This is a genomic window from Aeromicrobium sp. SORGH_AS_0981, assembly GCF_031453195.1.
Classification (GTDB): Bacteria; Actinomycetota; Actinomycetes; order Propionibacteriales; family Nocardioidaceae; genus Aeromicrobium.
Window position 1 is genome coordinate 1,025,544 of the sequence record NZ_JAVIZD010000001.1, and the last position, 13,597, is coordinate 1,039,140.

Sequence of the window (13,597 nt, forward strand, 5' to 3'; positions counted from 1 at the left end):
ATGCGCGTCGCCCGTCTCTCGCTGCACGACTTCCGGTCCTACCCCGAGGTCGAGATCGCGCTGGAGCCCGGGCCGACCGCGTTCGTCGGGGCGAACGGCCAGGGCAAGACGAACCTGGTCGAGGCGATCGACTACCTGTCCCGGCTCGACTCGCACCGCGTCTCGTCCGACACCCCCCTCGTGCGGGCGGGTGCGGAGCGAGCGGTCGTGCGGGCCGAGGTCGTGCGTGGTGACCGCACGGCGCTGCTCGAGCTCGAGATCACGCCCGGTCGGGCCAACCGGGCGCGGGTGAACCGAGCGGCGCTGCCGCGCACGCGCGACCTGGTCGGCGTCCTGCGCACGGTGACCTTCTCGCCCGAGGACCTGGCCCTCGTCAAGGGTGACCCGTCGGACCGTCGGCGCTTCCTCGACGGCCTGCTCGTGCTGCGCACGCCGCGCCTCGCGGGCGTCAAGGCCGACTACGAGCGCGTGCTGCGCCAGCGCAACACGCTGCTGAAATCGGCGCGCTCCGGCAGATATACAAACCGACAAGTAGATTTGTCGACTCTCGACATCTGGGACGACAAGCTGGCGACGCTGGGCGGGGAGATCGTCGCCGCCCGCATCGCCCTGCTGCACGACCTCGCCCCGTTCCTCGTCGAGTCCTACCGCACGGTCGCCACGCGCGCCGCTCCCGAGCGTCGTGACGTCACGGCCAGCTACCGGGGGTCCGTCGTCGCTGACGACGAGAGTCCGGCGGGCGTCCGCGAGGCGCTGCTCGCTGGCATCGAGGAGCGTCGACGTGACGAGCTCGACCGGGCGGTCACGCTCGTCGGACCGCACCGCGACGAGGTGGAGCTGGCCATCGGCGAGCTCCCCGCGAAGGGGTACGCCAGCCACGGTGAGTCGTGGTCGCTGGCACTCGCGCTGCGTCTCGCGTCGTTCACCCTCCTGCGCGACGACGACGGCGACGACCCCGTGCTGATCCTCGACGACGTCTTCGCCGAGCTCGACGAGGGTCGTCGCGAGCAGCTCGCCGAGCTCGTGGGCGATGCGGAGCAGGTGCTCGTCACGGCGGCCGTCGCGGACGACGTGCCCACGGCTCTCGCCGGGCACCGTTTCGACGTGCACGCCGGCAAGGTCACGGAGGCCTGAGGTGTCTGGCACCCCACCCGACGACGACGGGACCGAGCCGCCCGACTCCGACGACCCGCTCGGCCTGGCCCGTGAGATCGCCGACAGCTACCGCGGGACGGGCGCTCCGTTGCGTCCCCGTCGTCGACGCACCGACGGCTCCACCCCTCGCCGCCGCAAGAGTCGGGAGGACCCGACCACCGTCGCCGACGCCCTCGGTGCACTCGTCCGACAGCAGGGCTGGGACGACCGGCTGTCGGCACAGCGCGTCTTCACCGACTGGGCCTCCATCGTCGGCCCCGAGGTCGCCCGCCACTCGACCGTCGACGGCTACGAGGACGCGGTCCTGCACGTGACCACCGACTCCACGGCGTGGGCCACCCAGCTGCGCCTGCTCGCCCCCCGCCTCGTCGCCCGCCTCAACGAGGAGCTCGGCGACGGCGCCGTCCTCCGCATCGAGGTCCGCGGCCCCCAGGCCCCCTCCTGGAAGCGCGGCCCCCGGTCGGTCAAGGGTCGCGGTCCGCGGGACACGTACGGCTGATCGCTGGGCCTGGCGTCCTGAGCCGCTGATCGTGGGGTCCTGACCTTGCTGGTGCGCTGCCGCAGGGGGTTTCGTCCTGCTGCTGCGCTGCCTCGGCTCGCGCTGGGTGTGGTCTCCGAAAGGGGCCTCGACCGGGTGGCTGGCGGGCGCGCTGGTCCGGGGTCTCGGGCTGTGGGTTGGTGCTGGGGGACGCACGATGCTGCGTTCGTGTGCGGGAGGGCCAAGGCTTCTGCGTTGGCGACGGGATCCCGTCGTGAACGCAGAAGCGTTCGGCCTTGAACGCTCGAATGAAGAATCGTGGGTGCCCTTTGCGTTGGGGTGACGCGAGATTCTCCCTTCTCGTGGACCGTTCCACGCGAAGGGAGAATCCCTGCCGCCCCGCTCGCCATCGGTGGATCTGCAACCGGAGGAGCGCTCCTGCGGTTGCAGATCCACCGATAGGACGCACCAACGAAGAACCGTGGCTCCAGAACGCACCAACGAAGAATCGTCCGTCCAAGGGCGGGCGCGGGCCAGACCCCGCGACCCCAAGCCGCCCCCAGCCCCGCTGCCGGTCGAGGCCCTTTCGGAGACCGCCCCCAGCGCAGGCCGAGGCAGCGCACCAGCAGGCACAAGCCCCCTGCGGCCGCGCACCAGCAGGACGAGACCCCCGCAGGCATCGCACCAGCGCGGTCACGACGACCGCAGGCCGCGCACCACCCTACCGGCGAGAATGCGACCCGACCCGTCCTAAGACGTCGGCGTCGCCCGGTTCCCCGCAGCGACGGCGAGGCCGAGGGTGACGCCGACGGCGCCGAGGACGAGGGCGGCGTCGGTGAAGCCGTCCCAGCCGTAGGAGGGGCGCACGCCGATGGCGACGAGGGCGCCGATCGCGGCGACGGCGCCGACGAGGGCGAGCAGCCACGTGCCGCGGACGGCCACGTGCTCGCGACCCAGGACCCACGACACGACGGCGGTCCAGGCCGTCGTCACGAACACGGCGCCGACGACGTCCGAGGGTCGGTGCCACCCGGCCACCACCGTGGATGCGCCGGTGAGGGTCACGGCGAACGCGCCGAACGGCACGACGAGGGGCCGCATCCAGCGCGGCGACACGAGGCACAGTGCCCCGACCCCGGCGGCGACGACGGTGGTGTGGCCGCTCGGGAAGCTGTTGAGCGGGGCGACGACCCCGTCGACGACGTCGGCCCGGGTCAGCAGGGCGTGCTTGAGGACCTGGGTGGTCACGTTGGCACCCGCGATCACGGTCAGGGCACCGAGGGCGAGGGCGGCGCGACCGCGGACGAGCGCGACGACGACGCAGGCGAGCGCCACGGCGACGATCGCGCCGATGGAGACGTAGCCGAGCACGCTGAGCACCTGCAGCTGGGTGTCGCGACCGGCGACCACGGTGTTCATCGCGCGCTCGTCGAGGCGCTGCCCGAGCGGCGTCCGCAGCACGAACCACGCCAGCACCGTGCACGCGAGCGTCGCGCCGAGGGCCACGACGGCGGCGGTGCCGCGCACGCTCGAGCCCGTCCGGCGGGTCGATCGGGCCGGCGCGGGAGCGACGTCGGGGTCCACGAGGGTCATGCCTCCTACGATGACGGACGGGGTCAACTGCGTCGAGGCGCGCGAACGGGCCTCAGACGCCCGAACTCCCCTCGGGGGCGATCGGGGCATGGGTCCCCACCCCGCGCGGCGCTCCTGGAGGGGCTGCGAGCCCGCTCAGCACCACTCTGGACCCGCCGAGCCCGCGGTGACACGAGGGCAGGTGCGCTGGGAGCCACACAATCGCCCGTATACTGGAACAGTGACCACCTCTCCTGACGACGAGACCACGCCCGAGCCCATCGCGGAGGAGCTGGTCTCCCGCTCCCAGGTCGAGGGCTCGTACGACGCGAGCAACATCCAGGTGCTCGAGGGTCTCGAGGCCGTCCGCAAGCGTCCCGGCATGTACATCGGCTCCACGGGCGAGCGCGGTCTGCACCACCTCGTCTACGAGGTCGTCGACAACTCCGTCGACGAGGCGCTCGCGGGCCACGCCACCCACATCGAGGTCGTGCTGCAGGACGACGGCGGCGTGCGCGTGGTCGACGACGGTCGCGGCATCCCCGTCGACATGCACCCGACCGAGAAGATCCCGGCCGTCACCCTCGTCATGACGTCGCTGCACGCGGGCGGCAAGTTCGGTGGCGGTGGCTACAAGGTCTCCGGCGGTCTGCACGGTGTCGGCATCTCCGTGGTCAACGCGCTCAGCACCACGATGCACACGGTCATCAAGCGCGACGGCTTCGTCTGGCGCCAGACGTTCGACAACGGCGTGCCCACCGGCGAGCTCGAGCAGGGCGAGGCGACCGACGAGACCGGCACGACCCAGACGTTCTACGCCAACGCCGACATCTTCGAGACGACCGACTACTCCTTCGACACCCTCAAGAGCCGCTTCCGCGAGATGGCGTTCCTCAACAAGGGCCTGGAGATCCACCTGCGCGACGAGCGCGACCTCGGCAGCGACGACGAGGACGGTGCCGACGACCTCGAGCGCGAGGTGCGCTTCCGCTACGACGGCGGACTCGTCGACTACGTGCACCACATCAACGTCGGCACCCGCTCGCCCATCCACGGCGACGTCATCTCCATCGAGCGCGACGACGAGGAGAACGGCCTCTCCCTCGAGCTGGCGATGCAGTGGAACGACTCCTTCAGCGAGTCGGTGCACACGTTCGCGAACACGATCAACACCCACGAGGGCGGCACCCACGAGGAGGGCTTCCGCACCGCGCTCACCACGACCGTCAAGCGGTTCGCCGACACCAACAACCTGCTCAAGGGCAAGGAGGAGCTGTCGGGCGAGGACATCCGCGAGGGCCTCACCGCGATCATCTCCATCAAGCTCGCCGAGCCGCAGTTCGAGGGCCAGACGAAGACGAAGCTCGGTAACTCCGAGGCGCGCAGCTTCGTGCAGAAGGTCGTCAACGACGAGCTCGCCGCCTGGCTCGAGCGCAACCCGGCCGAGGGCAAGATCGTCATCCGCAAGGCCATCGACGCCGCCTCCGCCCGGCTCGCCGCGCGCAAGGCCCGCGACCTCGCCCGCAACCGCAAGGGCTTCCTGGGCGGTGGCGGTCTCCCCGGCAAGCTGGCCGACTGCTCCAGCCGTGACCCCGAGAAGTGCGAGCTGTTCGTCGTCGAGGGCAACTCCGCCGGCGGCTCGGCCAAGAACGGCCGCGACCCGGGCACGCAGGCGATCCTCCCGCTGCGCGGCAAGATCCTCAACGTCGAGAAGGCGCGGATCGACAAGATCCTGCAGAACGCCGAGGTCCAGGCGATCATCAGCGCGCTCGGCACGGGCGTGCACGACGACTTCGACATCGCCAAGCTGCGGTACCACAAGATCGTGCTCATGGCCGACGCCGACGTCGACGGCCAGCACATCTCCACGCTGCTGCTCACGCTGCTGTTCCGCTTCATGAAGCCGCTGATCGACAACGGTCACGTCTACCTCGCGCAGCCGCCGCTGTACAAGATCAAGTGGACCAACCACGCCCACGAGCTCGCCTACTCCGACCGTGAGCGCGACGCGCTGCTCGCGGCCGGCGAGGAGGCCGGCTACCGCCTCCCCAAGGAGGCGCCGGTGCAGCGGTTCAAGGGTCTGGGCGAGATGAACGCCGGCGAGCTGTGGGAGACCACCATGGACCCCGACGCCCGCGTGCTGCGTCAGGTCACCCTCGCCGACGCCGCCATGGCCGACGAGATCTTCACGATCCTCATGGGCGAGGACGTCGAGCAGCGTCGCAGCTTCATCCAGCGCAACGCCAAAGACGTCCGCTTCCTCGACATCTAGGCCGTCCGGCCGCCCACCCGCTCCCGCGACGCCTTCCTGAAACGAGAACCGACACATGACCGACACCCCCATCGAGCGCGACCGCATCGAGCCCGTCGAGCTGCAGGACGAGATGCAGCGGTCCTACATCGACTACGCGATGAGCGTCATCGTGTCGCGGGCCCTGCCCGACGTCCGCGACGGGCTCAAGCCGGTGCACCGGCGCGTGCTCTACGCGATGTTCGACGGCGGGTACCGTCCCGACCGCGGCTTCTCCAAGTGCAGCCGCATCGTCGGTGACGTGATGGGTCAGTACCACCCGCACGGCGACACGGCGATCTACGACACCCTCGTCCGGCTCGCCCAGCCGTGGGTCATGCGGGCGCCGATGATCGCCAGCCAGGGCAACTTCGGCTCCGTCGGCGACGACCCGGCGGCCGCCATGCGGTACACGGAGTGCAAGCTCGCGCCCATCGCCATGGAGATGGTGCGCGACATCGACGAGGACACCGTCGACTTCAAGCCCAACTACGACGGCCGCTCCTCCGAGCCGACGGTGCTGCCCGCGCGCATCCCCAACCTGCTCGTCAACGGCTCGGCCGGCATCGCGGTCGGCATGGCCACGAACATCCCGCCGCACAACCTGCGCGAGGTGGCCGACGGCGTCCAGTGGGCGCTCGCCCACCCCGACGCCGGCAAGGCCGAGCTGCTCGAGGCGCTCATCGAGCGCGTCAAGGGCCCCGACTTCCCGACGCACGGCCTCATCGTGGGCACGCGCGGCATCGAGGACATGTACCGCACCGGCCGCGGCTCGGTGCAGATGCGTGCCGTGGTCAACATCGAGGAGGACACGAAGGGTCGCATCCAGCTCGTCGTCACCGAGCTGCCCTACCAGGTCAACCCCGACGCGCTCATGCGCAAGATCGCCGACCTGGTCAACGCCGGCCGCGTCCAGGGCATCTCCGACCTGCGCAACGAGTCGTCCGACCGTGCCGGCATGCGCATCGTCATCGAGCTGCGCCGCGACGCCGTGGCTCGCGTCGTGCTCAACAACCTCTACAAGCACACCGACCTGCAGTCGAACTTCAGCGCCAACATGCTGGCGCTCGTCGACGACGTCCCGCGCACGCTCACCCTTGACGGGTTCGTGACGCACTGGATCGCCCACCAGATCGAGGTCATCCAGCGGCGCACCGCCTACCGCCTCAAGAAGGCCGAGGCCGAGGCCCACATCCTGCGTGGTCTCGTGAAGGCGCTCGACGCGCTCGACGAGGTCATCGCGCTCATCCGCCGCAGCCCCACCGTCGAGGAGGCGCGCGACGGCCTGATCGCGCTGCTCGAGATCGACGAGCTGCAGGCGCGCGCTATCCTCGACATGCAGCTGCGTCGCCTCGCGGCCCTCGAGCGGCAGAAGATCATCGACAACCTCGCCGACCTCGAGGCCAAGATCGCCGACTTCAAGGCCATCCTCGCCAGCGAGGAGCGTCAGCGGGCCATCGTCAGCGAGGAGCTGGCGGAGATCGTCGACAAGTACGGCGACGACCGCCGCACGCCGATCGTCCCGGGTGACGGCGACCTGTCGATGGAGGACCTCATCCCCGACGAGGACGTCGTGGTCACCATCACCCGCGGCGGCTACGCCAAGCGCACCCGCACCGACCAGTACCGGGTGCAGGGTCGCGGCGGGAAGGGCGTGCGCGGCGCGCAGCTGCGCGACGGCGACTTCGTCGAGCACCTGTTCCCCACCACGGCCCACCACTGGATCCTGTTCTTCACGACGGCCGGCCGCGTGTACCGCACGAAGGCCTACCAGCTGCCCGAGGCCGGCCGCGACGCCAAGGGCGGTCACGTGGCCGGGCTGCTGAGCTTCCAGCCCGACGAGGAGATCGCGCAGGTCCTCGCCATCCGCGACTACGACCAGGCGCCCTACCTGGTGCTCGCCACCCGCAAGGGCCTGGTCAAGAAGACCCGGTTGGCCGACTACAACAGCCCGCGCCAGGCCGGCGTCATCGCGATCAACTTCCGCGACGAGGACGACGCCCTCATCGGCGCTGACATCGCCGGACCCGACGACGACCTGCTGCTCATCAGCAAGAAGGCGCAGGCCATCCGGTTCCGTGCCGACGACGACCAGCTGCGGCCCATGGGTCGCGCGACGTCCGGCGTCACGGGCATGAAGTTCCGCGAGGACGACGCGCTCCTCTCCATGACGGTCATCCGGCACGAGCACGCCGACGTCGCCGTCGAGGACGTGCCCGAGGAGGACCGGCTCTACGTCTTCACCGTCACCGACGGCGGCTACGCCAAGAAGACCTCGATCGACGAGTACCGCCTGCAGGGCCGCGGCGGCCTGGGCATCAAGGCCATGCAGATCACCGAGGCCCGCGGCGAGCTGGTCGGCGGACTGGTGCTGAAGGACTCCGACGACGTCATCTCCGTCACCGCCGGGGGCCAGGTCACGCGCAGCCAGGTGGCGGGCGTGCCGGCCAAGGGTCGCGGCACGATGGGCGTCACCTTCGTGAAGTTCAAGGGCGACGACCGGGTGGTGACCATCGCACGGAACACCGACCTGAGCGGCGCGGCGGAGCCGGACAGCGAGGCCGACGACGCCCCGGCCGGTACGGTGGACCCGGTGACGCCCGACGAGACGGGCACCGAGGTCACTGACACGACTGACGAGGGGCACGACGAGTGAGCGACCAGCAGAAGCCTCAGGACCGGGCACCCAGCTCGGGCGCCGGTGACGCCGCGCGGACGCAGCAGATCCCGCGCCTCGACCGTGACGGCAAGCCCGTCGGCGGCAGCAAGGACGCGACGCAGGGCGGCGCGAACCGCCGTCCCGCCGGTCCCGCCCGCCCGGCCTCCGGCCGTGGTCGCCCGAGCGGCTCAACCTCGGGGAGCGCCTCGCCCGCGAAGCCTGCGGCGTCCAAGCCGTCCACCGACGGTCCCAGCACGGCGAAGAAGGCGACGCCGAGCCCGGTCGGCCGGCCCGACCCTGCCAAGAAGTCGGCCCCCGCCAAGAAGGGTGCGGCGGCCCGGGAGAAGACCCCGACGGCCGCCGACTACGCCGGCACCACGTCGCAGTCGCCCGACAGCACGGCGGTCATCCCTGCCGTCAAGGACGAGCCGAAGGCCTCCGCCTCGCCGGCAGCGGCGTCGGCGTCGGGTCGTCAGGCCCGGCTGCGGCTGACGCACGTCGAGCCGTGGTCGGTCACCCGTCTGGCGTTCGTCGTCTCGGTCGCCCTCATGATCGTCTCGGTCGTCGCGGTCACCATCTTCTGGGTGGTCCTCGACCTCACCGGCATCTGGGACCAGCTGAACGGCACGGTCTCCAACGTGCTGTCCGACAGCGCCGGCAGCTTCGACCTCACCGACTACCTCGGCCTGGGTCGCCTCGTCGGCCTCACGCTGATCTTCAGCGCGGTCAACGTCGTGCTGATGACGGCGATCGCCACGATCGCTGCCCACCTGTACAACCTCGCCGCCCAGCTGCTGGGCGGCATCGAGGTGACGTTCACGGATCACTGATCCGCGAACTCCGGCGGTGCTGCCCCCGGTTCGCCCGGTCGCCCGGGCGTGGGGTAGAGTTCATCGCTGTTGCGGGCCTATAGCTCAGCTCGGTTAGAGCGCTTCCCTGATAAGGAAGAGGTCGCTGGTTCAAGTCCAGCTAGGCCCACCACCGGACGCCCGAGGAGGACGGCGATGAAGAAGCTTCTCGCGGTCGTCCTCGCCGCGCTCGGGGTGCTGTGGGCCGTGGCTCGTCGCGACGACGGGACCGCCGCCACCCGCACCACCTGGGAGCAGGCCACCGACTCGGTCTGATCCCGCGAGGGGCTGTGGCGCAATTGGTAGCGCACCTGCTTTGCAAGCAGGGGGTTAGGGGTTCGAGTCCCCTCAGCTCCACCGAAGGCCTCGATGCCGTCGGCGGGTCTTACCCCTCGCCCAAGGTGCGCACGGTCCGCCAGAACCTGGATGCGCGCGTCTGTGAGTTAGGTGTCGGTGCTCGCGTTCAGAATGGCGACATGTCGTGGGTCGAGTGGGTGCCGCCGTTGCTCCGTGCCGCGCCTCGCCGCGCCCGCGACGTCGTGGGCGTCGCGTTTGTCGCCGCGGTCCTTCTCGACGTCGATTCTGTCGTGAGGGTCATCCAGTGGCTAGGTGAGGAAGTTGCGAGAGCTCGCGTCACCGAGTTGATCGAGTCGACCGGCGCCTGAGAGTCGTCCCGCCGGCTACCCAATCTGCAGAGCCGGTGCGAGGCGTCGTCGCTGTTCGTCAGTGGACAGCGCCTGCCTCAACCTCGGACTAACGCCGAGAACTGCTGGCGGCGATGCGCCGGCCGCCGTTAATGTTGTACCGCCACCGCGCGAGTTCGATGCTCGTGCCGAAGTGCTGCGCGATCTCGTCGATTCCCTTGCCGACCTTTGCCCAGTAGCGGACGCCGCGAGCCGGAATGAGTAGGCACGCGCCGAGGTGGGTTGCCTCCGCCTCGACGCGGTCATCCCACGCGCGGCAGCCCAACTCGTCGATCGCGGTTGTCGGCTCGTGGAGGAGCAGTCCGTGGGCTGCTTCATGCGTGATGTCGGCGGCCTGCCGGCCTGCCGTCGCCGTGTCATTGAAGACGACGAGACGCTCGGTGCCCCGGAACACAGTGAGAGCCGAGAAACTCCCGTTCTTCGCGAGCAACTCGACCGCGTCCGCGATCCCTGGGTGCGCGAGAGCGATCAGTGCGGAAGTTGGCATGGCGGGCAGATCGAGGTGCTCGAGGAGTTCGAGCGGACGAAGGCGGTCGGAGGGCCGAAGGCCAAGTTCATCGCGGATCTCGAGGGCGAGTTCCTCGGCCATCTTCGTGAAGGCACCCGGGAGCTTGTAGGAGGCCACCGCGACTTAGAGCTTCTTCCCGCCGCCCACGGCGGCGTATGTCGCCTCGATTACCGTCTCGAGCGCGCGGGCTGCTTCGGGGCTGAGGCTCTTATCTGCGCGAAGGAACGTGGCGATGCGTGCCACGGTTGGTGTCTCGGCGTCCGGCGTCGTCGGGAGCTAGTACGAAGTCGTTGGCGTTGAGCCTCGCCCATGACACGAGGGCGGCGAGGCTGTCCACATCGGGCCTTTTTCCTTGGGCAAGTCGGGTCAGAGTGGACTGACTGACCCCGGCTTCGAGTGCAACTTGTCGCCATGTCTTGGATTCGCTGGCTCGGGTCTTGTCAATGGCGGAGAAGAAGCTGTCGTGGTCGAAGGTTGCGCGTTCGGACATTCACGTTCCTGGCGTTGAGCGAAGTTTGGGAAGTTGTGACCAAAGTCCCGAGACGGAACTGGCGGCGACGCGTCACGCGTCTCGGTGCTGCAGTTGCAGCGCTTTCGGCTCATCGGCCTCGTGTCGGCCGGTCGCTACTCGCGGTGCGAGAAGGCGTCGCGAACATTTGCAAGAGTCGAATAGGTTGCAAATGTCGAACAAACCCGGGTAGCGTCACCTTTGCAAGGTAGACCAGCGGTACCGACCTTGCAATAGCCCGTAGGACAACTCACAGGAGGAACTTCCATGAACGAGAAGCGGAAGAAGATCCACTTCACCATCGACGGCACTCAGTACGAGACGCGCGACGACGACCAGGAGGCCGCTCAGCTTCTCCGTCTCGCTGGTCTCAACCCGGACGAGTACGACCTCGCGAAGGTCAAGCGCAACGGCGAGACCAAGACGTACAAGGATCGCAAGGTCGTCGACATCGACGACGGGGACCGATTCGTCACCGTCCGACACAGCGCCCCGGTCGCCTGACCATGTCCACCACGACCGTGACGGACGGCGCGGACGGCTTCGTCGCCGACCTCCACCGAGAGGGTCTACGCCCCGAGCGAGACGGGGACGTCGTCTACTACGACCTCGTCCCAGTCGCCGGCGCCTTCGCCGGCCAGACGGTTCGTACTGGCGTCACGGTCGCGGAGCTCGCAGGGTGGCCGGCCGCGCCGCCGCACTGGGTGCACCTCAAGGACGACGTCGAGTTCGCCGCGACGAACGCAGATGGGCAGTATTGCCCGCCCGGCTGGAGGCGTCACTCGCGGGACACCGGCCAGTGGGACACCGACCGTCCCGCCATCCACGTCTGGCTGGCTCACGTGCGCGGCGTCCTTGGGGAGGCGCTGTGACCGGGGCGTCGCTGTCAGTCGCGATGACCGCTGAACTCAACACGGCTCTCCGGAGCCACCTGTTGCGGCCAGATGGCGACGAGGACATCTGTCTTGCCACCTACTCTGTGTCGACCGGGGCGCGGCGCGTCACACACTTGATCGATGATGTCCTCTTGCCAGGACGCGAGGACCGGATCGTCCACGGCAACGCAACAATCCGCGGCGAGTACGTCCTCCGTGAGGCTACGGCCGCAGCAGCGGCAGGGCGCGGCCTAGCCATCCTGCACAGCCACCCGCGAGGACGCGGTTGGCAGCAACTCAGTCGGTACGACCACGACGCTGAGCGCTCCTACGCCACCTTGGTCCGCGAGGTGACAGGCCTTCCGCTCATCGGGCTCACGCTGGCTGGTGGCGACGGAGCTTGGTCGGCACGGTCGTGGGACACGACCGAGCCGACGTGGAGCGAGTCGGTGCGGGTGGTGGGCGGCCGCCTCGAGGTGTCGTGGAACGACGCGCTCGTCCCGAAGCCCGCCGCGCAAGCCGCACAGGCTCGCACTGTCTCGGCCTGGGGCGAAGCTGCGCAGGCTGACATGGCTCGTCTCAAGGTCCTCGTCGTTGGAGTCGGCAGTGTCGGGCTCGACGTCGCGCTGCGCCTCGCGGCATCCGGCGTTCAGCATGTCGGGGTCATGGACGCCGACGTCGTGGAGCGCCGCAACCTTGACCGGCTCGTTGGCGCGACCCGATGGGACGCTCGACTGCGTCGCAGGAAGGTCGCTGTCGCCGCCCGCCTCGCCCGACGTGCCGCCACGGCCGACGAGTTCACGGTCGAACAGCACGCCTTCAGCCTGTGCACACAGCAGGGGGTAGCGGCTGCCCTCGACTACGACGTCATCTTTTCTTGTGTCGACAGGCCCTGGCCCCGTGCCGTGCTCAGTTCCATCGCGTATGCCGATCTCATCCCGGTCATCGACGGCGGCCTCGACCTCGCTCCCCATCCACAGGGTGGAATCCTGCGTGCCAGCGCACGATTCCAGACGGTTGTGCCCGGAAATCCCTGCCTCGCTTGCTCCCGACAGATCAACATGTCGGAGGTGACCCTCGAACGGCAGGGCCTCCTGGACAACCCTGGGTACCTGGAGCAGGCCGGACGCCAGAGCCAAGACGGCGCTCCGAACGTTGCCGCGTTCAGCGCGACGGTCATCGCCGGACTTCTTGAGCAGTTCGTCGTGCTGACTGCCGCCAGGCGTTGGGAGGTCGGCCCACCGATTCAGCACATCTTTAGCCTGCAGACTCGTCGTACGCTCGAGTACACGACCGGTAGCGCCTGCAGCATGGAGGGTCGCCTGTTGGCCGGAGATCGGCGCGTCAGCCTCGTCGGGTGACCAGGAACGACCACGTGCTCGACGTCCTGCCCGACGTCGACGTCGTGGTGAACAACGCGGGGATCCAGCGCCGGGTCGCCCTCGCGGACGACCACGACCCGTGGTCGGTGCGGGAGGGGGAGCTGCACGTGCTGCTCAGCGGCCCCGTCCACCTGAACCACCTGCTGGTCCCGCACCTGGTGCGTCGCGGCACACCCGCACAGGTCGTCAACGTCACCTCCGGAGGCGCCTTCGTCCCCCAGCCCTTCGCGCCGCTCTACTCCGCGCTGAAGGCGGCCCTGCACAGCTGCACGCTCACCCTGCGCCACGCGCTCGCCGGGACCGCCGTCCGGGTCACCGAGCTCGCTCCGCCCGCGGTGGCCACGGGCCTGTCCGGCCTCGACGCCCCGCACGGCGCCCCCGTCGACGTCTTCGCCGACGCGGCGTACGCCGGCGTCACGGCGGGGCGCGAGTTCGTCGGTCACGGCGCCACTGCCGCGCCGGAGGTCCTGGCGCGGGTGCGTGCCGAGCAGGAGATGTTCGACGCCCTCGCGTCGAGGTTCGCCGTCAGCACGTACGCGGACACCTCAGGGCAGGACCGCGGATGAACGGATCGCCCGCACCGCGCAGGCGGTACGGGCGATCCACTCGGTCGTCTGC

13 protein-coding genes and 2 tRNA genes are annotated in these 13,597 nt (G+C 69.5%); 12 read left to right on the forward strand and 3 right to left on the reverse strand.

Going from position 1 to position 13,597, the window contains the following annotated elements:
* Both recF and QE370_RS05280 read left to right on the forward strand, forming a co-directional pair.
* On the forward strand, positions 1–1,134 hold the full coding sequence (gene recF / locus QE370_RS05275) for a DNA replication/repair protein RecF (protein WP_309633681.1): 1,134 nt from the start codon (positions 1–3) through the stop codon (positions 1,132–1,134).
* Position 1,135: 1 nt separating this feature from the next.
* Positions 1,136–1,654, forward strand: coding sequence for a DUF721 domain-containing protein (locus QE370_RS05280; protein WP_253022364.1), 519 nt, complete (start codon positions 1,136–1,138; stop codon positions 1,652–1,654).
* A gap of 729 nt (positions 1,655–2,383) precedes the next feature.
* On the opposite strand, the gene QE370_RS05285 is transcribed toward QE370_RS05280, so the two are convergent.
* Positions 2,384–3,226: a phosphatase PAP2 family protein gene (locus QE370_RS05285; protein WP_309633682.1), complete on the reverse strand. Its 843-nt coding sequence runs from the start codon at positions 3,224–3,226 to the stop codon at positions 2,384–2,386.
* A gap of 220 nt (positions 3,227–3,446) precedes the next feature.
* On the opposite strand from QE370_RS05285, the gene gyrB reads away from it, so the two are divergent.
* From gyrB to QE370_RS05315, 6 genes are all read left to right on the forward strand, one after another.
* Complete coding sequence (gyrB, locus tag QE370_RS05290) at positions 3,447–5,477, forward strand: DNA topoisomerase (ATP-hydrolyzing) subunit B (protein WP_370201035.1); 2,031 nt, start codon at positions 3,447–3,449, stop codon at positions 5,475–5,477.
* Positions 5,478–5,532: 55 nt separating this feature from the next.
* Positions 5,533–8,151 (forward strand): DNA gyrase subunit A, encoded by a 2,619-nt coding sequence (gene gyrA, locus QE370_RS05295; RefSeq protein WP_253022359.1) that lies wholly within the window; start codon positions 5,533–5,535, stop codon positions 8,149–8,151.
* Positions 8,148–8,984 carry a DUF3566 domain-containing protein gene (locus tag QE370_RS05300; protein WP_253022357.1) on the forward strand — a complete coding sequence of 279 codons (837 nt, stop codon included), beginning with the start codon at positions 8,148–8,150 and terminating at the stop codon, positions 8,982–8,984. Before gyrA ends, QE370_RS05300 begins: the two co-directional genes overlap by 4 nt.
* 73 nt (positions 8,985–9,057) lie before the next feature.
* Positions 9,058–9,135 (forward strand) — tRNA-Ile (locus tag QE370_RS05305).
* A gap of 151 nt (positions 9,136–9,286) precedes the next feature.
* Positions 9,287–9,359 (forward strand) — tRNA-Ala (locus tag QE370_RS05310).
* 119 nt (positions 9,360–9,478) lie between these two features.
* On the forward strand, positions 9,479–9,667 hold the full coding sequence (locus QE370_RS05315) for a hypothetical protein (protein ID WP_253022329.1): 189 nt from the start codon (positions 9,479–9,481) through the stop codon (positions 9,665–9,667).
* Between the two features lie 88 nt (positions 9,668–9,755).
* Here the strand turns inward: QE370_RS05315 and QE370_RS05320 are convergent, their stop codons facing one another.
* Together QE370_RS05320 and QE370_RS18155 are read right to left on the reverse strand one after the other, a co-directional pair.
* Positions 9,756–10,331 (reverse strand): ImmA/IrrE family metallo-endopeptidase, encoded by a 576-nt coding sequence (locus tag QE370_RS05320; protein WP_253022327.1) that lies wholly within the window; start codon positions 10,329–10,331, stop codon positions 9,756–9,758.
* Positions 10,332–10,422: 91 nt separating this feature from the next.
* Positions 10,423–10,704, reverse strand: a complete 282-nt coding sequence (locus tag QE370_RS18155) for a helix-turn-helix domain-containing protein (protein WP_396127803.1) — start codon at positions 10,702–10,704, stop codon at positions 10,423–10,425.
* A 285-nt stretch (positions 10,705–10,989) separates the two neighbouring features.
* Here QE370_RS18155 and QE370_RS05325 point away from each other — a divergent pair, with 285 nt between their 5' ends.
* The 4 genes from QE370_RS05325 to QE370_RS05340 are packed head-to-tail and all read left to right on the forward strand — an operon-like array spanning position 10,990 to position 13,545.
* Positions 10,990–11,226: a hypothetical protein gene (locus tag QE370_RS05325; protein WP_253022323.1), complete on the forward strand. Its 237-nt coding sequence runs from the start codon at positions 10,990–10,992 to the stop codon at positions 11,224–11,226.
* Between the two features lie 2 nt (positions 11,227–11,228).
* Positions 11,229–11,594, forward strand: a complete 366-nt coding sequence (locus tag QE370_RS05330) for a hypothetical protein (protein ID WP_253022321.1) — start codon at positions 11,229–11,231, stop codon at positions 11,592–11,594.
* A gap of 23 nt (positions 11,595–11,617) precedes the next feature.
* Entirely contained in the window at positions 11,618–12,958 is a 1,341-nt protein-coding gene (locus QE370_RS05335) for a ThiF family adenylyltransferase (protein ID WP_256474915.1), read from the forward strand.
* Entirely contained in the window at positions 12,955–13,545 is a 591-nt protein-coding gene (locus QE370_RS05340) for an SDR family NAD(P)-dependent oxidoreductase (protein WP_309633683.1), read from the forward strand. The genes QE370_RS05335 and QE370_RS05340 overlap by 4 nt, the downstream gene beginning before the upstream one ends.
* Positions 13,546–13,597: the final 52 nt, after the last annotated feature.